The organism is Paenibacillus sp. CFBP13512 (genome assembly GCF_005233705.1).
Classification (GTDB): domain Bacteria; phylum Bacillota; class Bacilli; order Paenibacillales; family Paenibacillaceae; genus Saccharibacillus; species Saccharibacillus nuruki.
The window spans coordinates 76,223-98,943 of the sequence record NZ_QGAD01000012.1 but is presented as its reverse complement, the minus strand read 5'-3'; the positions used below and the strand labels follow the sequence as shown (position 1 = coordinate 98,943).

The window sequence follows — 22,721 nt, the reverse complement described above, 5'->3', positions numbered from 1 at the left end:
ATTCACAACCTATTACTAACTGCCGATAAAAGAAAAGATGGATTCATAAGTGCTCCCTGCATGCCGACTGAGATACAGTTAGCGTGCGGGGAGTTTTCAATTTATCAGAGTATTTAGATGAGTAGAATAATGAGCTTATACCTATAAGTAGGAAAAGAGATGCTTGCCCCAGACCAGATAGTGTACACTTAAAAGTAAACAGGCTCACGATGAGCCAAAGGATAGTCAAAGGAGAACATCATGCATATACAGATTATTGGGGTCGGCAAATTAAAAGAAAAATACTTAGTACAAGGAATCGCAGAATATAGCAAACGTCTTACACCGTATATCAAGTTCCAGACGATTGAAGTGAGCGACGAGAAAGCACCGGATACGTTAAGCGATGCCGAAGTACGGATTGTGAAGGACAAAGAAGGCGAACGGATACTGTCACAGATCAAGCCAGATGCGCATGTGATTGCATTGACACTGGACGGGAAGCTATGGAGTTCGGAAGATCTAGCGAGTGAACTGGATCGGTTAGGGACGTATGGTAGCAGTCATGTGGTGTTTGTGATCGGTGGGAGTCACGGGCTTGGGGATGAGGTGTTGAAGCGAGCACAGCAGAAGTTATGCTTTGGACGCATGACGTTACCGCATCAGTTGATGAGGTTGGTGCTTGTGGAACAGGTGTATCGGGCGGTGAAGATTAACCGTGGGGAGCCTTATCATAAGTAAGGCGAACTTTTGAGGATTACCGCACAGCTAGCGACTGCAAAACAGGTTAGAACTATTATTCTGACAACAAACAGTCCCTCCAACTAGAGATATCACAAGGTGGCATTAGGACTAACAACAGTTGAAGTGAAACGCATACGTAAACTTATTTTTAATTTCCGCGGGCATGGAGCCTAGCGGATTTTTTTTATTAAACGATGAAATCTGTTGAATTAGGCAAAGACTCCGACGAAAAAGGCAAAGACCACAGTCTTCAATCCCCTATACTTAGAGTAAACATCCTACCGATAGGAAAGAGCTTTTTGAAAATGCGTGTATGTTACACAAATGACAGGCTTCATTAGCATACAACAACAGAGGAGGGTCATTCATATGGGAAATAAAATAATTAGGGGACTCGTGTTCGTTCTCGCATTTGCGATTGCCGGATATGCTATTGTTCAGTATGGCTTTCTTCAAGCTAGTGATGCTGGACTTGTGTCTTTCAAATTGCAAAAGCCAAATTTTGAACTCCAACCATGGATATATGTACTATACATCCATATTTTCACCGCGATATTTGCTTTGATTATAGGCCCCTTTCAACTATTTATAACTCCAACAAATGCTAGAAAACGTTGGCATCGCCTGTTCGGGTACGTATATGTTTTTTCGATTATAGTTAGTGGGATCGTAAATGTGTATTTATCCATTTTTGCGACAGGAGGTTGGATTGCCGGGCTTGGGTTCATGTCGCTCGATGTACTGTGGGTTGCGACTACGCTTATTGCAATAAGAAAAATTATAGCCAAAGACATCCAAGCTCATAAAGAATGGATGCTTCGTAGTTATGCGCTTACTTTTGCAGCGGTCATGCTTCGAATCTGGTTAACGCCGCTGATTATCCTGTTTGGCGATTTCGAGGCAGGCTTTCGGGCTGTTGCTTGGGTTTGTTGGATTCCTAATCTGCTCGTCATAGAAGCTGTGATTTACAGAATGAGGTTGCGGCGGGAACAAGGATTTACAACTGCCACGCCAAAATGATCCATAAAACTGCGCATCCATAGCGCAGTTTTATTTTGTGTACGGTGAAATAGGTATGAGGATGGAATTGATTTATATTTGCTATTTCTAAGCTACGAGAAAATTTAAATTTCGCCATTGCCTATAAAGCTACTGATAGTTATAAAGCTTTTTTTCCTTGAGAAAGTCTAACATGTATATCCACCCGATTAATCCAAATAAAACAAATCCAAATGCATACAGTGATCCGTAAACGGGAATGAAATCAAGTATGGTTAAAGCAAATCTCTTTTTTAGCAACGGATAGAACATCGAAACGATAATAACGATGTAGAAGGCAAGGCAAGAAAGAACTAAAAAGTAGGTTGCTTTTTTATATAATGTGTTTCGCTTCAAGTACGTAAGGAGATATGTGGTGTAAAGCACAATATTGCAAGCAAACAAAGTGACACCAATGTACTCGATGGGCTTGGAGAAAATCATACCGATCGCGATCAAGATAGGTCCTATAATATCGATAGCAACGACCCATGGATACCAGCTTTTCTTCGTCATGATCCGTCCGAGCATACCAATAAAAATCGGAACAATAGCAGACGAAAAATGGAAGTGAACCGAACTTAATGCATGGGTGTCAGGATTAGCTTGAAAGACGTTCAATTGATACTGATAAAGGGTGAACCAAATACCCCCGATAAAAAAGTAAATGAGTCCCGCGCCAATCGCCGTTTCTGCTATTTTTCCCTTATGTATCACTATATTGATTATCCCGTACATACAAAGCAGCCCTGTGAGCAATAGCCAACCTAGTGAAAGTGCACCCTGTATAGATGTACCTTGTAACTCCCAAACTCTACTGCTCATCATAGAGGCTAGAACAAAAAGCGCGGCAGGGAATTGAAACAGCTTCATAGTAGTAAATATGATCCGTTGAGGAGTATTCTTTTCATCATATTTCAACAATAAAATAACTAGAGGTACAATAACAAAAGCGGCAAACAGTAAAAATTTTTCAACGAGTTCAAATTGGAAATAATCAAGAGAAAATATTACAATAATGATGATTGCACCTGGAATTATCGGTACGAATAATGATGTCATCCGTTTTTTCTGGAAACGACGCATGGAAGCTCCTTTCTAACTAGGCTTAGCGTTATACTTACCTCTATTTGGTTGTAAAGCATTTTTTGTAATAGCTGGAAGATGCTTTTTTAATAGTTTAACATAGTTATTCGTCGATAAACCTGTCCTACCGAGTCGTATTGTAAGCAAGGATAAAGCCATTGTTAAACAGAACATTACAATTTCGTACGATATAAGATTATAGAGAATCAATAAAAGGATGAGTGATAACATGAGTATCCGATATACCGACTATGTACGTATGAAAACAGGTCAATACCAGTCTGTCGGGAAATTTGGCGATGATATTTATGTATTTGAGATGTTAACAGGTATAACTGACACCTCAGAGTTTCATCAGATTTCAAAGCAAGAATTCGATTCATTTGAAATCTGGTCTGAAGAAGCACCCGAGTATCCAAAAACGTATGAAATCCTTGCCCGTCCTGTGCTCTGTAGTGGTTATTTGGGAAAAGCATATTTAGATCCTTCGTTGCTTCGTGATATGTAAATGGGTAAAATGATGTTTAATCATAAGTAGTGAAAAATGATATCGAAAGGATACGTTATGAAAAATTTTATTATTTTTGGAGCCAGTAAAGGATTGGGTGAAGCATTTGTTGAAGGATTACCTGAAAAAGGTGATCGTGTCTGGGTGGTTTCTAGAACGTACCCTAACAGTTTAGATGTTGAAGATGGTATTGAAAAATATTGGATTGAAGCGGATTTGGCGAAACCTGATGCAAGTCATATCATTGCGAATACATTGAACGGTGTTACTATCGATGTATTGATATACAATGTAGGCATATGGGAGAGCAAAGGGTTCAGAGACGACTATGATTTTGAGCAAGATGATCCCGCTGAAATTGCGAACATTATTAATATCAATGTTACTTCTGCGATTACCTGTATACAGAAGCTTTTACCGAATCTGAAAAAGTCAGATAACGCCAAGATTTTCTTGATTGGTTCTACAGCAGGTCTGGAACATAATGATTTCACACAAGTCTCATTTACAGCTTCCAAATTTGGTTTGCGTGGTATTGGCAATTCGATAAGAGAGCATGTAAAGAAATATGGAATCGGTGTCACTTGTATAAATCCGGGTGAAATTGCAACCCAAATTCCCTTAGAAGATGGAATTGAAAAAGTGTTGTCTACATATGGTGGAACCCAGATTCCCCTTCAAGATTTGATTTCTTTAGTCAAATGCGTGATGAATCTGTCCAAAGCTTCTTGTGTCAAAGAAATCAACATGCCGGCAATGTTAGATAGCAACGGTTAATTGACTCTAAAGAGACTCATCGTACAGATTGTCTCATGCTTCCCGAATGAAGATATACCCGTATCTGAGTACACAGAGGCGATCATCTGTATAGCTTATTTCGTCATGCAGTTGTTTAAAGTGGTTTTATATATTGATAGTAAGAATAGTAAAAGGCTGGCTAAGTTTAGCGTGTTAATGCTTTATTGGATTTTGATGATTCGCAGGGTTAGAACTTTTCATTTGTTTATTATTGTATACATAGTTATAGAAAATCCTCATAATAAGGATGTAAAATAATAATTATCGACAGATGACAATACATTTTATGAAGCAAAGTAGGTGAATTATGGAACAGAGAGGAAAAGCTTTATATTCGTTTAAAGAATTTGTAACGATATTTGGACAAGACATGCTTACTAATTACTGGAAGAGAATGTGGACTATTCTTGATGAAAAACCCCATTTAAAAGACACTTTTCCTTCGTTTCTACTTAATCCAGAGAAGCTTGTGTTTTATTTTGGGAAAAATCATATGGCTTTGGAATACGTAGGTTCTGTTCAAAAAAAAAATCTCGATGAAAATTATAAGTTAACGGTAGAAATACATGATTGTACGTACACAGAAAATCTAATGGATGCGGTAATTGGTTTTGAATTAGGTAATGATCCTACAAAACGCTATCCTTCTATGAATTTCAATGAAAATATATATTTACCATCAATCGATGCGTATGAAATACTTGAACAAAATGGTTGGAATTTTGATGCCCAGCCGATGATGATAGATTTTAATATTGCTGGTCTTGATTTGATTGAGAAATCTTACCATAGGTTCATAAATTGTTTCTTTTATGGAAGAGATGCTCATGGATTAATGGTTAGGCATATTAAGTGGTTGGATATTTTCCCAGTGGATATGATACCTCATAATGACGAATTAGACCAATTAAAATTTTATCCTTGGCAAGATCAAGAAGAACGCGCAAGGAAGGACGTTAACATTGTTTTTCCTACTCCATCAGGGTATAGAGATCCAAAACTCATCCAACTAAACCGATTTGTAGAGCTTTTTAGTTCATCAAAGGTGACGGAAACACAAATAACCAGATTCTTATCAGAACCGGAAAATCAGTTTATTTTAAAAATGGTCTTCTTTGCAAAAGAGTTATATACCGAAAAAGAGTGTGTTTGGGCAAATGATTCTACAAAAAAGGCTATACGCCCAGATTTCTTTATAACTGAACCCAACGGTTTTTCAGATATAGTTGAGTTTAAATTGCCAAACATCAAAACATCAATGATAGTAGGACGTGAAAATAGAGAGGCTTTTAGTGCAGAGATTAGTTCATATATTGCACAAACGAGGACATACCGTGAATATTTTGAAGATCCAAGAAACCGTGAATATGTTTTGGATAAATATGGTATTAAAGTACATCATCCTAAGAGGTGGCTAGTTATAGGAAGAAGATGGATGATTGAAAGTGACGAATGGAAGTCTATTCAAAATGATTACAAAGAGTTTGCAATTAGAACTTACGATGATCTTGTAGACTATGTTATTAGCATGCTTTATAGCTAATTAAAAGTAGAATATTATTACAAAAAATCCAATTTAATTATTTAGTAAGCAACTAAATTTGTTTATGACTATTAAATTATTACATCTTTTTAATGTAGGATAAATATACTATTTTTATAATAGTGTCTATGGTAAAATATTGAAATATTCTATGTTTAATATTTTGCCTATCTGGAGGATACTATTATAATGTGGCCGAAACATTTCCCAGAAGGATGCCCAATCAATGCTATAGGGAAATCAGTAGAAGTTTTTCGATTAGTTGACAATAATCCCCCTCTGAGAAGTGATTTCATCGCCTTATCTCAACAAGGACGTAAGGTAAGAGGGGATGCATGCCAAGCGTGTGGGCTATCTGTCTTTGAATTATATGATGATGCTATTCAACAGAATGAAGTACTTGCAGGTTCTATTTACTTTCAGCGTAATAACCTGCCAAAGAAGAAAATAGCTGTCGGAAGAACAGATCCAGAATATGGAATGACGAGAAATACACCTGTACAAGAAAGAACATCACATTTAACATATTGGATTTTTGAAGATAAAGACGTAATAGACCACTTTAGCGTAATTTAATAGGGGAGATATCTTATGGAACCCTTCGTTACACCTCTAGGAATCATGAGTGTTATTGAACATTTTTTGTTTTATGACAGACCATATATTTTTTTGTGTGTCGATAAGACTAATTTGAAATACGTTGTTCATCTTGTTGACGATGATGAATTCTGCGAGAAATGGTTTCTTATACCTTCAACTGAATTACGAGTTGAATTTGTTCGAACTGGTAAAATTTCATTGAGAGATTCTTTATTATTAGCTGAACAAGGATGGATTTGGGAGATAACTACTCCATTTGATGATTCAAAAGGTACAGCAAATATACGTTATTGTAATGAGTTGGCTGAGCACGATCTACCAGCAAAAGATGTTGTTTTAAATCTCCCTGAAAGACGTCTTCCTGTATTAGACTTGGATGTAGCTAGAGATGCTGAACAAGCCTTTAGAGATGTCTTCTTACTATATCTTAATGATGGTCATCACTCTCAAACAATTTCGGCAAATGATTTAGGTCTAATATTACTTCGTTCTCAAGGTATCTTAGAGACACTAGCTCATAAGGATGTCGCAACAAGAGGCAGAATTCCAGCAACTACAAAAGAAGGAGTTACTATGTATTATGCAGGTAATTTTGCAGCTTCTGTTGGTATAAGGTTAGAGGCAAAATACAATGGCTTGGTTCCTACTTCTGTACACGATGCATTGAGTACATTAATGGATCTAATAGAAGCTGGTGCTATTAAAGAAAATCTATTAGCGATATTAAAGAAATTGCAAAGTAGATCCATCGTAAGATATCGTTTTTTCTTACAAGCGCTTGAACAAGCAAATATCTCTTTCAAAGCAGAGTGGGGTTCGCCATTTAGGGAGAAAAGGGTAGCGAGCTTGTCAATACAGGATATTCGTTCTGCTATAGGTATTATGAATCTAGAAGGAGAGGACACTGTTCAAAATTTAGAATTGATAGGTGATCTACGCTTAATAGGTGTTCAGACAAATAAGAATAAGAAGCGTTCCAGTTTTGAATTTGTATCAATTGAAGGAGAGATTTATAAAGGTACTTTATCTGATGATTTGTTAGAGAAAGTGGCCAGCGGTATTTTTTTCAAAGTTCCCACATACAATGTTGTTGCAGCAATTGAGGAAAATATTGAGATAAATCCAGCTACAAGTGAAGAAAAGATATCTTACTCTCTGTTAAATATAAAAGAAAATAAATAACAAGACTAGATGATTTAAATGTGATCTAATCTTGTTATTTGTTTCAAACCAGCATTTTCAGATAGTTCAGAAATATAATACTTTTACTTAGAATTCAGAAGTATGGTTATTGGTTACTTCAAATTTAAACTTAATGGCTTTGAGTTCATATTGCATCCAATCAACGGTATATAATTAGCTGTTTTTTCCGCTTTACTATATGCCTGTTTGCCACTACGAGTATCTGTATTCATAGCGAATTTTTCAATTATTTTATTCTCCTATCAAATTCTATCAAGCTTTTGAGAATTTAGTACCAGCACATCGCATACTGTTGAAATATGTTCGTTAAAATAGCAATTTAAAATAAATATTGATATGAGGGATTTTAATGGCTGATTGGAGAAATAAAATGAGTGAAGAAGCTTTCAATGAAATATGGACAAAGTATGATTGTCCAGAAATGCTGTATGGAAACAAAATCTGCTATTCATTTCTTAAAGATTTGTATGAGAGAACAAGTGGACATTTTAATGTAGACCACTTTTCGCTATATAACTATGATAATCTATTTGAAATCGAACTTAATGGAAACTATACACATCTCATTTGGAAAGATTTTGAGAGGTGCACAGCCCCTGAAGATTATGAGGAAGATGTGGCGATTTTTGGTGCTCATTATATATTTTCGCTATGTAGTATACAGATGATTAATTTTTTTGATTTAAATGGACATCTCTATCTGTTGATCATGCCCAGTATCGCAGATTTGAAAGAAGTGCGAAAGCATTTGGAGATAACTAAACTCACTTCAAATCAAATTTATATTGAAGAGAATCTAGAAGATTTTTTTACGATTATTAGATATCAGAAAGAAGAAAAGACTTACCAATGCATATTACATAATCTTCCCTTTTTCAGTTTTTTACTTCAACCTAAAGAGAATCATAGAGATACATTGTTATCTCAAAAAATTCTCATGTACACTACTCTTGATTATGTGGGAGAACGTCTACAAAAAGTGAAAGAGAAAATCAATATGATACAACAATCTGAACTAGATGAAATCAGATCTACAGGCAATACAATCAGAACGATTCTTGAATCATCAATAAAATATTACTGCATATTCTATGGCTACTCTCTACCAGAAGATCATTATGGAAATAATGTTTTAGGTAAGTTAAAAAAGCATCTTAAGGACGATGTGATTTTTGAAAATTTACAACAGAAGATGATTAATCTCGCAAATAATTTTTCTCATGATACAGGAAGTGAATGCGATAAAAAAAATTTAATTATACTTTTCGATCTTGCACATGTGTTATATGAAAAAATTCAAGAAAGAATGGTACAGACTGATGAAGAAATATGACTTAAAGGAGGAAAGTAGAGTTATTTACAACTAACAGAAAAACTTGCTGTTACAGAAAGCGTGGTGAGCCATACCATAATTAGGCGCGAAGTCATTTTTGAGAATTATCAAATAACAATCAATATTCTTAATTTTTGTCCAATATTATCAATAACTTGGACTATATTTTTGAAATTAACCAATTCAAAGTAGTTTTTCTTTTGACATACTTTCTATAAGCTTTAGAGGATGAGTTAAATAAGCTAGTGCACAAAGAAAAAAATATCATCTTTACAAAAAGATTTATTTATTGCTATTAAAGCAGATGAATATTTTGGTTAGGGTTTTAAAGGGAATACATGAGACAATGTTAAACACCATTTAGAAAATCTTCCATAACTATTTAAGATAAACTATATCCTATTTATAAGGAACCTGTTGGAAAATTTTTCTATTTATTCAAACGCAATAAAAATAATAATAGAGAATTAGTAAAGATTGGGTATTAATTTTTACATATAAGATGGATTATAGATTTGAATACGAAGTTAGCTTAAATAAAAAACTTATACATGTAAATCTAAATAAAAAACCAAAAACATCTTAATTGTTAAATAAAATTGGATTGCTTAGTATTTTTTATGCTAATACGTGTGATATAAATATAAATATTAACTTTGCTTACATATATATATTTTATGACGAAGTGATCATAAATGATCTTTATATCTAAACAAAAATGAAAATCAATAAAAGGATGAGTAATAACTATGAGTATCCGATACACTGACTAAATATGTATGAAAACAGATCAATACTAGTCTGTAGGGGAATTTGCAGATGATATTTATGTGTATGAGATGTTAACATGGATAACAGACATTCCAGAGTATCATCAGATTTCGAAGGAAGAGTTCGATTCTTTTGAAATCTGATCTCAAGAAGGAGCAGATTATAATAAAATGTGTGAAATCCTTATACGTCCTATGATTTGTAGTGGTTATTTGAGAAAGAGCTATTTAGATAATTCTTTGCTTCGTGATATGTAAGACCACTCCCTAGTCAGGAGTGGTTTTTATTTTATAAATATTAGTAATATAGTAGAGTATAAAATCACAAATCAATTGTGCTTACCCGTAAACCGTGTTACTCTGAGGAGTGGCACAATTGACACTCTTATTCGGCAAGACTTCTTATACAATTATCACCATTTTAGCTATACAGAAAGGTAACACTATGATAAAAGTTGAAAACTTATCCTTCTCATTTCCGCAAAAAGAACTTTATAACTATATTTCATTTACGCTTGAAGAGGGACAGCATTGTGCTTTTATCGGAACAAGTGGAAGTGGAAAAAGTACCTTGATCGATATCCTGATGGATGTGGAAAGGTATTTGTTTGAAGGCAAGTTAGAGATTGATCCAGATTGCAAAATCGGGCTGGTCAGTCAGTTCTCGCAAGTCGATAAAACCAAAGAAGTGACGGTTTTTGAATATATCGCAGAAGAATTTATAAAGATCCAAGATGAGATTACAGCGATCTATGCTGAAATGGCAACGACATCTGACATGGATGCCCTTATGGAGAGACATCAATTGGCTTCAGACGCATTCGATGCGATGGATGGAGACAATTTTGAAAGTACGATTAATAAGCAGCTGAATCTAGCGAACCTCATGAAGATCAAAGATCTAAACGTATCCGACTTGAGCGGTGGAGAATTCAAACTGATTCAAGTGATGAAGGAAATGCTTCAGCGTCCAGACTTGATGATTATGGATGAACCGGATGTATTTTTAGACTTTGAAAACCTGAATTCATTGAAAAAATTGATCAATTCTCACAAAGGTATGTTGCTAGTGATTACGCATAATCGCTATCTATTGAATCATTGTTTTAACAAAATCATCCACCTTGAAAACACAGAACTGCAAGAGTTTGACGGGCGCTATATCGACTATAACTTCTCCCTTCTTCAGACTAAAATAGAGTTACAAGAATTGACTGTTGCTGAAGCAGAAGAGATTGAGCGCAACGAAAGTATCGTCGATAATCTTCGAGAAATCGCGACGTACAATTCAGAAGCATCCCGTGGTAGAGCGCTCAAAGCTAGAGTGAGGTTTACCGAACGATTGGAAATGCGTCGACTCAAAGCACCATTTGTGGATATCAAGCAACCAGATATTCGTTTAGATATCGATCATGAGATTGAAAGTAGATTTGCGATCAATGTCCGTGATTATAGCGTTTCTTTTGACGAATTGCTTTTGGAAAATGTAAGCTTCAAAATAAAACCTAGAGATAAAGTTGCTCTAATCGGGCCCAACGGTACAGGGAAAACGACGTTGCTTCGAGACATTTTCCATAATAACAAAGAGTCTATTGATATCAAACCAGATGCCAAAATGGCGTATTTATCTCAATTCCAGGGCGAAATGCTTCAAGATTCCAATACAATTTTGGATGAATTTATCGAAGCAGGATTTAAAACGTATGAGGAGATTATAGCGTATCTTGCAGACTACGGTTTTGCAGGCGAAATTCTGAATCAGAAGATCGAATCGTTATCCGGTGGCGAAAAAAACTTGCTTCAATTGGCTAAAGTCTCTGCCAGTCATGCTAACATCTTATTTCTGGATGAACCAACAAGCCATTTAGATACCTATACACAGATCGCACTCGAAAAAGCGATTGCAGATTATAAAGGTGCTATTATTATGATTTCGCATGATTTCTATTCGGTTGTGAATGGTATGGATTATGTGTTGATTATTGAAGATAAAACGGTTAAAAAAATGAGTATGGAAGAATTCAAACAAATGATTTACGATAGCCATTTTGATAAAGGCTATTTGGAAGCAGAAAAAAATAAAAAAGCAGTTGAAATGAAAATAGAATTGGCGTTAAAAGATACGAATTTTGAACTGGCTAAACGTTTGGCAGATGAACTAGAAGAATTAATTAAGTTGGTTTAACGGACAACTAAGATAATAGCATAGCCTCTATATAGCAAAAAGACACTGGTGCATCACATCGCAGTGTCTTTTTGCTATACATTTATTTATAGCTTTAATGCCATTTTTTTTCGGTATATATTCGATCATACAGAGTATAGTAGAGTAAGTATATTGCGATTGTTTTCATACAGAAAAGCAGACTGCATCCATAGAAGATCGAACATTCTTTTTTAAGAAAAGAGGTATATACCAATGAACATCTATTGTCAGGGGATTTTTAAGCAAATGGATATGGCTGTCGATTCTGTGGTTAAGCTAATGAACACATTGAGTAATGAAGATATGAGTATTAGACCCACCGCAGAGAAAATGTCTATTGGAGAATTGCTTGCGCATATGTCTGTACTTTGCAAAGCGGACTTTCTGATCGGGAAAGGTGTCTCTGAGGAAGAGATCGATCTTTTTTACGAAGAAGCAGAACCTGCACCTAATCTGAATGCGATCGCAGAGGCGTTATTGCATCATTATGATTTTCTCAAAGAAGGGATAGCACAGCTGGAGGAATCAGAGCTTTTGCAACAAACTACAGCATTCTGGGGTGGAACGCATTCCCGTTATGAATGGCTTCTGGATACCCAAGCACATTTCTACCATCATCGTGGACAGTTACATGCAATGCTAGTGCATGTATTGAAGCGGGAGCCGAATGTGCAGTTGTTTGAATAAAATAAGGTTTTGTATATCTACCGATATCCTTAGATTAATTCATTGTACTTACTTCCAGACCATGACATTTAAAAACATGATCAGGATTATTTTTGACTTCGTGTTCCTGAAGATCGTACATCGCTAGTTTGTAGTTGATTTCTTCTAAATGTTTTAGTTCTTTTTCAATATGTTTTTGTATTTCTAATTTATGATCTTTCAACATGTCTTGTCTTTCTACAAAAGTGATATTCCCCGCTTCAAAAAGCTCTTTATATTCTTTTATTTTAGCAATAGACATGCCAGTTTCTCGAAGGCAACGAATAAAAGAAAGCCAGTCTATATTTTGTTCAGTGTAGATCCGTCTTCCTTTTTCATCACGAGATATGTTTGGTAGTATGCCCTGATCTTCATAAAAGCGTAGTGTTTTTGCAGATATATTTACATTTTCGACTACATAATTCATAGAATACGTCATATTATTTGTCTCCACCTTTAGTTACAGTTACTGTAACCTAATCATAGCACGAAAATGAATTAGAAAACTAAAATAGTTATTATAGCGCTATAAAAAATTATCCTTTACTTGCCCTTAGGACAACCTAATACAATAAGTATTGTTCAGAAAATAAAAAACAAAGAGGGCTAAACATATGAATAAAAAATATAGCAAGTTATTTGATTCCTTTACTTTTAAAAGTGGAGTGACTATCAAGAATAGAGTGGTTATGGCACCAATGACCACATGGGCAAGTAATGAGGATCTTACTGTTTCGGATGAAGAAATTAGGTATTACCAACAACGTGTAAATGGTGTTGGACTTGTGATTACAGGATGTACGCATGTGACACCGAATGGACAAGGATTTACACATGAGTTTGCTGGATACAGTGATGAATTTATTCCTAGTTTGCATCAATTAGCGAACGCCGCTAAAAGTGGAGGAGCCCCTGCGATCTTACAGATTTTCCATGCAGGCAATAAAGCTTTGCCTGGATTGGATGTGGTTAGCTCGAGTGAATCGCTACCTGAGGTAACGGCTCTTGGATCAACAGTAGCAGCAAGAAAATTATCACACGAAGAAATTCTTGAGATGATTCAAGCCTTTGGAGATACCACAAGAAGAGCGATTGAAGCAGGATACGATGGTGTTGAGATTCACGGAGCGCATGGATTTTTAATTCAAAATTTTTGGTCACCTTCGACTAACCAACGGACAGATCAATGGGGTGGTACGCTTGAGAAACGGTTACGTTTTCCATTGGCTATTATTGAAGAAATTAAATCTGTTATTGCAAAGCATGCTACCAAGCCTTTCATGCTAGGATATCGCTTATCGCCAGAAGAATCATCTAAATCAGATGGATTGCGTATGCAAGATACGTATGAATTAATCGATTTTCTGGTAGAACAAGATCTGGATTATATCCATGCTTCGTTAGATCATTTGTCTTCCAAGCCAGTAGATGCTCAAGATGATAAAACAAGACTTGAATTGATTCTTGAAAAAGCAAACGGTAGAGTACCTGTATTAGCAGCAGGTTCTGTCACAACAGCAGATGAAGCGATTGAATATGTAGAATTAGGTTTACCAGTAATTGCGCTTGGACATACATTAATTATGAATCCAGATTGGGTTGAAAAAGTAGCAAGCGGACGTGAGTCTGAGATCACTTCCGAACTCGATCCTTCCCAAGTACAACTTCCTGAAAAACTTTGGAATATTATTCATGGTATGCCCGGTTGGTTTAATGTTCGTTCATAACGTAAGATAAATATAACAAGTATATGAAAAAGAGAACTTTCTTAGGTGAGTTCTCTTTTTTATTGTTTACTGAGATACATAAATTTGACTACAATTGGAGAAAATAATAGAGGATGATGAGGATTTAGTAGAGATTGATCCTGTAAATGAAGTAAATGAATAAATACGAATGAGCGAATAAAAAACAAGTAAAATCCATATTTCTCTATGTTTTCCGATTAGATACCTCCTCAACGGGTAAAAAATAACAAAAGGAAGAGGAGGAATATAATGCTTAATATGAAATCAAAAGGGAAAATGATTACAGTTGCTTTATTACTCGCTTTACCTCTATCTACAGCTACAGGAACGATCCAATCGTTAACTTTAGGACAGACGGCTGTTGCAGCTACATCTTCTACAACTGCTACTACATCGAAGCTTACAGACTCTTTGAAGGGTGGCTACACAGTAGCAGCTACCAAGCTAGATGTACCTTGGTCTATACAGTTCTCTGGCAATACTGCCTATATCACACAACGTGGTGGAGGCATTGTCCAGATTAAGAACGGTAAGCAAACGGTACAAAAAGTACAGACCAAAAAGCCACTTCGTGTTGTAGGTGAAGCAGGGCTGACAGGCTTCGTCCTTGATCCTAAATTTACTAAAAATAAAATGGCTTACATCTACCATGCGTATGAGAAAAATGGTGAAGGATTCAACCGAATTGTCAAAGTGAAGTTAGTCGGCAATGTCTGGAAAGAACAAAGCAAGCTAGTGGAAGGAATTCCCGGTGGACGTATTCATGAAGGTGGACGTTTAGCGTTTGGACCAGACGGTATGTTGTATAGTACCGCCGGTGAAACGAATCGCAGAGAGCTTTCTCAAGATCTGAAAAGCTTGGGTGGCAAAATTCTGCGCATGACATCTACAGGTAAAATCCCTAAAGACAATCCAATCAAAAATTCATATGTCTATGCTTATGGACTACGTAACTCGCAAGGGATTGCATGGACATCTGACGGCAAATTATATGCATCTGATCATGGTCCAAGTGGCGCTCCCATCCCGGGCGGTGGCACAGATCGCACAGGTCTGGATGAAATGAATCTCATTAAGCCCGGTTCTAACTATGGCTGGCCTAAGATTATGGGTAACGAAACCGCACCAAATATGGTTTCTCCACTCTATGTCGCTAGTTCCAAAGCGATCGCTCCATCGGGTATCGCTACAACACCAGATGATACGATACTTGTTGCGACACTGGCAGGTAAGAGTCTGAAAGAATTTGACCCTGTTTCCAAAAAAATGACTGATATCTTAACAGATGTGGGACGTGTCCGTGATGTAGCGGTACACAACGGTAAGATTTATGTGATCACCAACAACACCGCAGGCGGAACACCAGAGAAGAATGATGATCGCTTGCTGATTTTAAAATAAACCATAAAAAGAAGCGATTAGGGTAGATTATCTTGCTCTGATCGCTTCTTTTTCATTTTATTTAGGTGAAGTGTTATGATGAAATTCAATACAATCTGAAAGGAGCACCTATGAAGAGCACAAAATTAATTATGGTTGAAGGTCTTATGGGTGCAGGCAAAACGTCTACCGCTTCTTTTATTCAAAAGTACTTGGAGCAACAGCATATACAAGCGAGTGTATTTCTTGAAGGCGATCTGGATCATCCTGTGGATTTTGAAAGTGTAGCTTGTCTAAATGAGGACGAATATCGCTCGTTATTACAACAGTTTGAACATGACAAAGAGTGTATTCAGCAAATGGTTCACTCGCAAGAATCCAATTATTTTTTCTTTTATCAAAAAGCAAAACAGATATTAAACGATGCATTTCCAGATGATCTATATACATATATAGCAACTTACGATATTTACGAATTACCATTAGCCAGACATTGTGAATTGCTTTTACAGAGTTGGAAAGACTTTGTAGATCGTGTAGCTGATAAGGATGAAGTGGTTGTTTTGGAGTGTTGTTTTTTTCAAAATCCAATGTGTATGTTATTAGCTAAAAGTAATGCCGATCAGGCAGTCATTACGCAGTATATTCTTGAGCTTGCTGATATCATTAAACCGCTTCAACCTGTGCTTATTTATCTATATCAAGAAGATATCAGTACAACACTACATCGAGTGAGTGCAGAACGATCCTCTGAATGGTTAGACTTTGTCATCCGGTATTATACAGAACAAGAATATGGCAAAGCCTATCAACTAAGTGGGGTAGAGGGACTTATAAAATGTCTGCAAGTGCGAAGAAGATTGGAATTAGAGATTTTGGAGCAGTTACATATAGACAAAGTGCTCATCGATAACTCAGAACTGAATAGGGAACAAACAGAGCAAGAACTTATCGATTATTTGAATAAATAATGATAAAAAATAATGAAGTCACTTTTATTCGTATAATTCAACGAGTTTATTCAATATCACAAATAAAAAAGAGATTCTCCTAAATCCAAAGTGTAGGAGAACCTCTTTTTTATATTGAATGACTTTACTCTACATAAAATAATCATTACACCGTAACTCCACTTCCATGATACCGTCCCTTCGGCACGACCAATGGCGAACCTGAAATAGGATCTTCGATCACGGTACAATCCAATCCGAAAATCTCTTTCACCCGTTCACTGGTGACCACTTCCGCAGGAGAACCTTCTGCAACCAGCTTGCCCGTATGAAGAGCAAAGATATGATCTGCATATCGTGCCGACAAGTTGATATCATGAAGTACCATCACAATCGTAGTGCCATGCTTGCGATTCAGATCGGTCAACAGATCGAGAATCTCTACTTGATAGGTGATATCTAGAAACGTGGTCGGTTCATCCAGAAATAAAATATCCGTTTGTTGCGCGAGTGCCATCGCAATCCAGACCCGTTGACGTTGTCCGCCAGACAGCTCGTCGATATTATGATTAGCGAATTGCGTAATATCCATAATCGTCATCGCTTCTGCAACAGCTTCATAATCTTTTTTGCTCCAGCTTCCGAACATCTTCTGATGAGGGAAGCGTCCTCTACCGACTAGATCAGCAACCGAGATGCCTTCTGGCACGATAGGAGACTGGGGAAGCAGTCCGATGATACGTGCTAATGCTTTGGCAGGAAATTTGCTAATCGGCTTACTATCCAGTGTTACGTGACCGGAAGTAGGTTTGATCAATCGAGCTAATGTTTTGAGTAGCGTCGATTTACCGCAACCATTTGAACCGATGATCACACTGATTTGGTGACTCGGTATCGTGAGGTCTACGCCGTGAATAACGGTTTTATTTTCATATCCTGCTACTAATTGTTCCGCTTGAAAAAGATGTGTCGGCTTCATTATAGTTCCCCCTTTTGATTCATTCGGATTAGCAAGAAGATCAGATAAGGCGCTCCGAGTAATCCAGTAATGATACCTACGGGGAATCTGTACTCAAACGCAAATTGTCCGATCAGATCGGCAGCTAGCACTAGATTCACACCGACCAATCCTGCGGGCATAATATTAGACGAACCTACGCCTACTAATCTTTTGGCAATTGGCCCAGCTAGAAAGGAGACAAAAGCAATCGGCCCTGTAGTCGCTGTCGCAATCGCCACCATACAGACCGAGCTCACAATCAGTGCAATCCGTGTGCGATCCGTGTTCACACCTAATGAGAAAGCAGATTGCTCTCCCAATTCTAAGATGCTCAAGTGCTTGCTAAGTCCAATAATTAGCGGTGAACAGATCAGCACAATAATGATCAGTGGCGGTAATTCACGCATCTGCGAACCGTTCAGACTACCTGTTAACCACCGAAGGGCTGAAGGAATATCTTGTTGAGCACTGATCAATAACAGATAAGAAATCACTGCATCCAACATTGCCTGAATACCGATACCAATCAGAATTAAACGTCCAATCGAAAAGACTTTGCCTCTAGATAATATATAAATAAAAATAACGGTAATTAGCCCTGCAACCACAGAAGCAATCGAGATCACTGCATTACTAGCATGCAGAATCACAATACAAAAAACAGCTGCTGCGCTGGCCCCTGAGGTAATCCCGATCACATTTGGATTCGCAAGTGGATTACGTAATATCGTCTGAAAAGTATAGCCAGCTACGCCAAAAGCAAAGCCTGCAAACAGTCCTGCTAACATACGTGGTAAGCGAATCGTACTGACTGCAAAGGATACGCCTTTAATCTTTTCTCCTGATAGAGCACGAATAACATCACCCAGTGGATAGATGGTGTTGCCTAGTACAAGCATCGCGCAACATAGACCAACAGCAATGATAGCAAGCAGACTGGTCACAATGAGCCAGCGGCGATGGCGTTGACGTCTGCCTGCTTGGATAAATTCAATCGCAGCTTGGCTCATAATGAACGCACTTTCGAGCGCATCGCTACTACGATTAAGATAGGAGCCCCTATAAAGGCAGTGACGATTCCCACTTCAAGCTCACCCGGATTACTGATCAGTCTGCCGCCGACATCAGATACCGTCAAAATAATAGCGCCTGTGATCGCAGACATGGGAATCACAAACCGCAAATCGGCTCCCAGAATCAGCCGTATCACATGAGTAGCAAGGAGACCAACAAATCCTATCGGGCCAGCAAGTGCAGTTGCTGCTCCACATAATAAAACTCCTGCCAAAGCGGCGATCAATCGTAGGGTGCCCGTACGTACACCAAGACCTGTAGCCACATCATCACCAAGTGCTAACGCATTTAGTGCAGGTGCAGTGATAAAGCCAATCAATAAGCCGACTGCCAAAAACGGGATAAAGGTAGCTATCGCGCTCCAATTTGCAGAGCCGACGCTACCTACTTGCCAGAATCTAAATTGATCCATCACATACGAGCGAGGAATCATAATCGCTGTTACGAGTGAAGATAGAGCCGCACTGGTTGCTGCACCGGCTAAGACCAGCTTGATTGGTGTAGCTCCACCACGACCCATCGAACCAATCCCGAATACAAATACCGCTGTGATCGCTGCTCCAGCCAGAGCTAACCAGATATACTGATTGGCATGACTGATATTAAGAAAAGCGATCCCAAAAACCACAAACAAGGACGCCCCTGTATTCACTCCTAATATACTGGGATCAGCAATCGGATTACGGGTGACTGCTTGCATTAATGCACCGGATACGCCAAGAGCTGCTCCACAACATAAGCTGAATACTGTGCGAGAAATGCGTTTACGTACAATATTAGCGCCGTAACTATCGACATTCGGATAAAATAACCCGTCTATTAATTCGTGCCATCCTATTGATCTTGAACCCAAGACCAGGGAGGCAATAGCAGTGAATCCGAGCAAGATCAAGCAAATGATCAGCACCCATACGAAGTTTTTAGGCATATGTGAGTGTAAGTGTTTCTCATTTGAAAGAGTTGAACTATCCATTTACTTTATCAGCAGCAGCACCGATTAATTTCAAATATTCATCGATGGTGTATGAAATCGAAAGTGGATTAGGTGTTCCAGCAGCTACCAAAGGAGTATCGCTTGTGATAAATGCTACTGAACCTCTTTGAATCGCAGGAATTTTACCAAGCAATGGATCTGCTTTGACGGCTTGATACAATTTGTCATCGCCATATCCGATTAAGATATCGGCATCATTTAATACTTCTGCATTTTCAGCACTCAAGTTTAAAGAATAGCTTTTTGGATCTTTGATTTCTTTTGTGATACTTGCTGGAGCATCCATACCTAATTCTTTTAAGAACGATACACGAGAATCAGCAGGTGTATAAATATGAAGTTTGGACATATCCGTATCGGAGAAATTCACCCATACGACTGTTTTACCTTTGATTTGCGGATAAGCACTTAACTTGTCATTGACTAATTTTTCAGTGTCTTTGATCAATTGTTCGCCTTGCGCTTTCATACCCATTCCTGTCGCATTGAGCAATACTTGTTCACGCCAAGTGGTTGCCCAAGGAGCTGTTGGATAAGCGACAACAGGAGCAATCTGACTGAGTGTATCGTAATCTTCTTGCGTAATACCAGAGTATGCTGCAAGAATAACATCTGGATTAGAATCGGAAATCGCTTCAAAATCTAGACCATCGGTATCTTGGAAAACGTTCGGATTTTTCACACCAAGCTCATCTAGCTTTTTGGCTGTCCATGGCAAAAGTCCACTACCATCTTGAACTCCAAAGTTCGCTGCTGAAAAGCCGACAGGGACCACACCTAGAGCAAGTGCTACATCTTGGTTCGCCCATTGCACTGTAGCTACACGTTCAGGCTTGCTTTCGATCACAGCCTCGCCTAGAGCATGCTTGATCACGATTGGATACTCTGTTGTATCTGCTGGTGTAGCGGCTGCCTCTGTATTCGTTGTTTCTGTTGGAGCTGGAGTTGTTGTAGAAGCCGCTTGGTTGTTGGAACAACCAACGAGAGCAACAATCGACATGATTAAGATCAGTACCGCGGTAAAAGATAATTTCTGTCTAGTATTCATAGTGATCCCCTTTCGTACCCGAACATGATTGTTAATGGTACTTAGTCTCTGATTTTGGTGTTGATTATCTTAAATGAGTAAACTCAAATGAAATATAAGCATATGTAATACATGATAATGATTATCAACCTCAATAATATAGCGTTTTATCTCTAGTAGTGTCAATGAAAAAGCAGTAATTATTCAAGGAAATTCATCATATTTCTTCACTTTTCGCCAAAGTATGTAAGCATTGTTATAATAAACTTTTTTACATCATAAGCAGGTAGTGGTTTACAATATATTTATAGATATTTCAATGAAATCGTAGATGATTAATCTCAAGAAAGCAGGATATTATAAAATGACAGAACAGCACCAACAACGTTACCGTTTTAGTGAAGCACCGATATGGAGTCTGCAACGCAAATATTACGAAGATGCAGGCTTAGAAGCATGGAGAAATGATCAAGTTCCTCAATACATTACAAGTAATCCTGCTACAGCGATTGCTTATGCTGAAATGATTTTTGCTTTTTTACAAGATCAGATGAATCAAGGATTAGGTGCAGAACCTGTCTATATTGTCGAACTGGGAGCAGGAGCAGGTCGTCTGGCTTACCATGTCTTATATGAATTGCAGAAGTTAAAAGAATACGCAGGCATTGATGTACCGGAGTATCACTATGTCATGACAGATCTGGCAATGAATAATGTGATCGGATGGAGAGAACACTCTGCATTACAGCCATTTATCGAGCAAGGGATTCTTGATTTTGCTCAATTTGATGCCGTGCAAAGTGATTCGCTTCATTTAACCGTATCAGGAAAAGTCATTCAACAAGGTGATCTCACACAACCGCTCCTGATTATTGCGAATTACTTTTTCGATGCGATTCCGCAGGAATTGATCTATGTGGACGAAGGCAGTATTTATGAAGCTGATGTGTATATTGAATATTCCAAAACAGGTGCTGAATTCGAAGCACTCACTACCTCACAACAACTCAATCATATTCACTTGAGTTATGAATATCGCAAAGCACCGGAGTATGAGCAAGATGATTATATTTATCGTGATCTAATTGCGATCTATCAAGAACGTCTGGAAGATGCACATATCTTATTTCCCAAAGTGGGACTAGAATGTCTGGATCGTCTGGATGCTTTATCTCAATCAGGCTTTATGTTGCTGACCGCAGATAAAGGCGATCATTTGATCGAAAATTGGGAATTTGCAGAACCGCCTGAATTGGTGTTGCATGGTAGCTTTTCTTTAATAGCGAATTACCATGCTGTCCAGTATGTGTTCGAGCAAAAAGGAGCAGAGATTCTATTTGTTCCGCATCATTACAACAACATCAATGTGGGTTGTATCTTACATGTAGCACAGCCCAAAGCATATACGAATACACGATTAGCCTATCGCCGTTCAGTCGAACGCTTTGGCCCCGACGATTTCTTTAGTCTGAAAATGTGGATCGATCGTCATCTGGATGAGTTAGGGATGCAACAAATTTTAAGCTTTTGGCGCTTAGGTGGATATGATGCGGAGTTCTTTATTCAGACGACCAAGCAAATTTCTGCATTATTACCCGAAGCCAATGATGAGGAAAAGCAAGATCTATGGATGGGGATTCAGAAAATGTGGTCAGCATTCTATGTGATGCCACAACGATATGATCTGGCACTGGATGCCGGTCTGATTTTATTTGAAATGGATATGTTCGAGGAAGCGAAGCAGTATCTAGAAATATCAGTTGCTCAAGAGCAAGAGGAAGTCGTGTCGACCGTATATTACTGTCTGGCGATTGCGTGTCTGGAACTGGATCTAATGGATCAAGCCGAAGAGTACTTGAAGCAACTACTTGTCCTTGAACCGGATCATGAAGAAGCATTGGCATTAATGTCGGTATTGATGGCGGAAGAATAATAGTATTAATAAAATAGAGAAAAGACGAATTGATTTTTCGTCTTTTTTTTAATTTTTATAATTGAAAGTAATGTTTTTCTGGAATATAATTTAAAAAAGTGG

Annotated in this window: 20 protein-coding genes; 14 read left to right on the top strand and 6 right to left on the bottom strand. The window is 37.7% G+C overall.

Annotated features, from left to right (window positions below):
- The first annotated feature begins 240 nt into the window (after positions 1 to 240).
- Both rlmH and PaeCFBP13512_RS16935 read left to right on the top strand, forming a co-directional pair.
- Complete coding sequence (gene rlmH / locus PaeCFBP13512_RS16940; RefSeq protein ID WP_137224792.1) at positions 241 to 720, top strand: 23S rRNA (pseudouridine(1915)-N(3))-methyltransferase RlmH; 480 nt, start codon at positions 241 to 243, stop codon at positions 718 to 720.
- A gap of 372 nt (positions 721 to 1,092) precedes the next feature.
- Complete coding sequence (locus PaeCFBP13512_RS16935; RefSeq protein WP_137224790.1) at positions 1,093 to 1,743, top strand: DUF2306 domain-containing protein; 651 nt, start codon at positions 1,093 to 1,095, stop codon at positions 1,741 to 1,743.
- Between the two features lie 129 nt (positions 1,744 to 1,872).
- Here the strand turns inward: PaeCFBP13512_RS16935 and PaeCFBP13512_RS16930 are convergent, their stop codons facing one another.
- Positions 1,873 to 2,847 carry a YndJ family transporter gene (locus tag PaeCFBP13512_RS16930; RefSeq protein WP_137224788.1) on the bottom strand — a complete coding sequence of 325 codons (975 nt, stop codon included), beginning with the start codon at positions 2,845 to 2,847 and terminating at the stop codon, positions 1,873 to 1,875.
- A 229-nt stretch (positions 2,848 to 3,076) separates the two neighbouring features.
- Between PaeCFBP13512_RS16930 and PaeCFBP13512_RS16925 the strand changes: the two genes are divergently transcribed.
- The 8 genes from PaeCFBP13512_RS16925 (at position 3,077) to PaeCFBP13512_RS16890 (ending at position 12,495) form a co-directional block, all read left to right on the top strand.
- Positions 3,077 to 3,355: a hypothetical protein gene (locus PaeCFBP13512_RS16925; RefSeq protein ID WP_137224786.1), complete on the top strand. Its 279-nt coding sequence runs from the start codon at positions 3,077 to 3,079 to the stop codon at positions 3,353 to 3,355.
- A gap of 57 nt (positions 3,356 to 3,412) precedes the next feature.
- Complete coding sequence (locus PaeCFBP13512_RS16920; protein WP_137224784.1) at positions 3,413 to 4,132, top strand: SDR family NAD(P)-dependent oxidoreductase; 720 nt, start codon at positions 3,413 to 3,415, stop codon at positions 4,130 to 4,132.
- Between the two features lie 328 nt (positions 4,133 to 4,460).
- The gene (locus tag PaeCFBP13512_RS16915) at positions 4,461 to 5,696 is read left to right on the top strand and encodes a Shedu anti-phage system protein SduA domain-containing protein (RefSeq protein ID WP_137224782.1); all 1,236 of its coding nucleotides are present in this window, start codon (positions 4,461 to 4,463) and stop codon (positions 5,694 to 5,696) included.
- Between the two features lie 189 nt (positions 5,697 to 5,885).
- A complete protein-coding gene (locus PaeCFBP13512_RS16910; RefSeq protein ID WP_137224780.1) occupies positions 5,886 to 6,272 on the top strand; it encodes a hypothetical protein in 387 nt (128 codons plus the stop codon).
- Between the two features lie 15 nt (positions 6,273 to 6,287).
- Positions 6,288 to 7,478, top strand: coding sequence for a DUF6575 domain-containing protein (locus PaeCFBP13512_RS16905; RefSeq protein WP_137224778.1), 1,191 nt, complete (start codon positions 6,288 to 6,290; stop codon positions 7,476 to 7,478).
- A gap of 370 nt (positions 7,479 to 7,848) precedes the next feature.
- Entirely contained in the window at positions 7,849 to 8,832 is a 984-nt protein-coding gene (locus PaeCFBP13512_RS16900) for a hypothetical protein (protein WP_137224776.1), read from the top strand.
- A gap of 1,215 nt (positions 8,833 to 10,047) precedes the next feature.
- Positions 10,048 to 11,787, top strand: coding sequence for an ABC-F family ATP-binding cassette domain-containing protein (locus PaeCFBP13512_RS16895; RefSeq protein WP_137224774.1), 1,740 nt, complete (start codon positions 10,048 to 10,050; stop codon positions 11,785 to 11,787).
- Positions 11,788 to 12,021: 234 nt separating this feature from the next.
- The gene (locus PaeCFBP13512_RS16890; RefSeq protein WP_137224772.1) at positions 12,022 to 12,495 is read left to right on the top strand and encodes a DinB family protein; all 474 of its coding nucleotides are present in this window, start codon (positions 12,022 to 12,024) and stop codon (positions 12,493 to 12,495) included.
- A gap of 34 nt (positions 12,496 to 12,529) precedes the next feature.
- Here the strand turns inward: PaeCFBP13512_RS16890 and PaeCFBP13512_RS16885 are convergent, their stop codons facing one another.
- Positions 12,530 to 12,952: a MerR family transcriptional regulator gene (locus tag PaeCFBP13512_RS16885; RefSeq protein ID WP_137224770.1), complete on the bottom strand. Its 423-nt coding sequence runs from the start codon at positions 12,950 to 12,952 to the stop codon at positions 12,530 to 12,532.
- Between the two features lie 175 nt (positions 12,953 to 13,127).
- Between PaeCFBP13512_RS16885 and PaeCFBP13512_RS16880 the strand changes: the two genes are divergently transcribed.
- The 3 genes from PaeCFBP13512_RS16880 to PaeCFBP13512_RS16870 all read left to right on the top strand — a co-directional run bounded on the left by PaeCFBP13512_RS16880 (position 13,128) and on the right by PaeCFBP13512_RS16870 (position 16,612).
- On the top strand, positions 13,128 to 14,240 hold the full coding sequence (locus PaeCFBP13512_RS16880) for an NADH-dependent flavin oxidoreductase (RefSeq protein WP_137224768.1): 1,113 nt from the start codon (positions 13,128 to 13,130) through the stop codon (positions 14,238 to 14,240).
- Between the two features lie 270 nt (positions 14,241 to 14,510).
- Positions 14,511 to 15,662: a PQQ-dependent sugar dehydrogenase gene (locus PaeCFBP13512_RS16875; protein WP_137224766.1), complete on the top strand. Its 1,152-nt coding sequence runs from the start codon at positions 14,511 to 14,513 to the stop codon at positions 15,660 to 15,662.
- Between the two features lie 110 nt (positions 15,663 to 15,772).
- On the top strand, positions 15,773 to 16,612 hold the full coding sequence (locus tag PaeCFBP13512_RS16870; RefSeq protein WP_137224764.1) for a hypothetical protein: 840 nt from the start codon (positions 15,773 to 15,775) through the stop codon (positions 16,610 to 16,612).
- Positions 16,613 to 16,757: 145 nt separating this feature from the next.
- Here the strand turns inward: PaeCFBP13512_RS16870 and PaeCFBP13512_RS16865 are convergent, their stop codons facing one another.
- Genes PaeCFBP13512_RS16865 through PaeCFBP13512_RS16850 form a run of 4 tightly spaced genes read right to left on the bottom strand, consistent with a single transcriptional unit; the run spans position 16,758 to position 20,707 of the window.
- Positions 16,758 to 17,570 carry an ABC transporter ATP-binding protein gene (locus PaeCFBP13512_RS16865; protein WP_137224762.1) on the bottom strand — a complete coding sequence of 271 codons (813 nt, stop codon included), beginning with the start codon at positions 17,568 to 17,570 and terminating at the stop codon, positions 16,758 to 16,760.
- The gene (locus PaeCFBP13512_RS16860) at positions 17,570 to 18,601 is read right to left on the bottom strand and encodes a FecCD family ABC transporter permease (RefSeq protein ID WP_137224760.1); all 1,032 of its coding nucleotides are present in this window, start codon (positions 18,599 to 18,601) and stop codon (positions 17,570 to 17,572) included. The genes PaeCFBP13512_RS16865 and PaeCFBP13512_RS16860 overlap by 1 nt, the downstream gene beginning before the upstream one ends.
- A complete protein-coding gene (locus PaeCFBP13512_RS16855) occupies positions 18,598 to 19,638 on the bottom strand; it encodes a FecCD family ABC transporter permease (RefSeq protein WP_083243353.1) in 1,041 nt (346 codons plus the stop codon). The genes PaeCFBP13512_RS16860 and PaeCFBP13512_RS16855 overlap by 4 nt, the downstream gene beginning before the upstream one ends.
- Positions 19,631 to 20,707, bottom strand: a complete 1,077-nt coding sequence (locus PaeCFBP13512_RS16850) for an iron-siderophore ABC transporter substrate-binding protein (RefSeq protein WP_069326431.1) — start codon at positions 20,705 to 20,707, stop codon at positions 19,631 to 19,633. Before PaeCFBP13512_RS16850 ends, PaeCFBP13512_RS16855 begins: the two co-directional genes overlap by 8 nt.
- A gap of 343 nt (positions 20,708 to 21,050) precedes the next feature.
- Here PaeCFBP13512_RS16850 and PaeCFBP13512_RS16845 point away from each other — a divergent pair, with 343 nt between their 5' ends.
- A complete protein-coding gene (locus PaeCFBP13512_RS16845) occupies positions 21,051 to 22,619 on the top strand; it encodes an SAM-dependent methyltransferase (RefSeq protein WP_137224758.1) in 1,569 nt (522 codons plus the stop codon).
- The last annotated feature ends 102 nt before the right edge of the window (positions 22,620 to 22,721 follow it).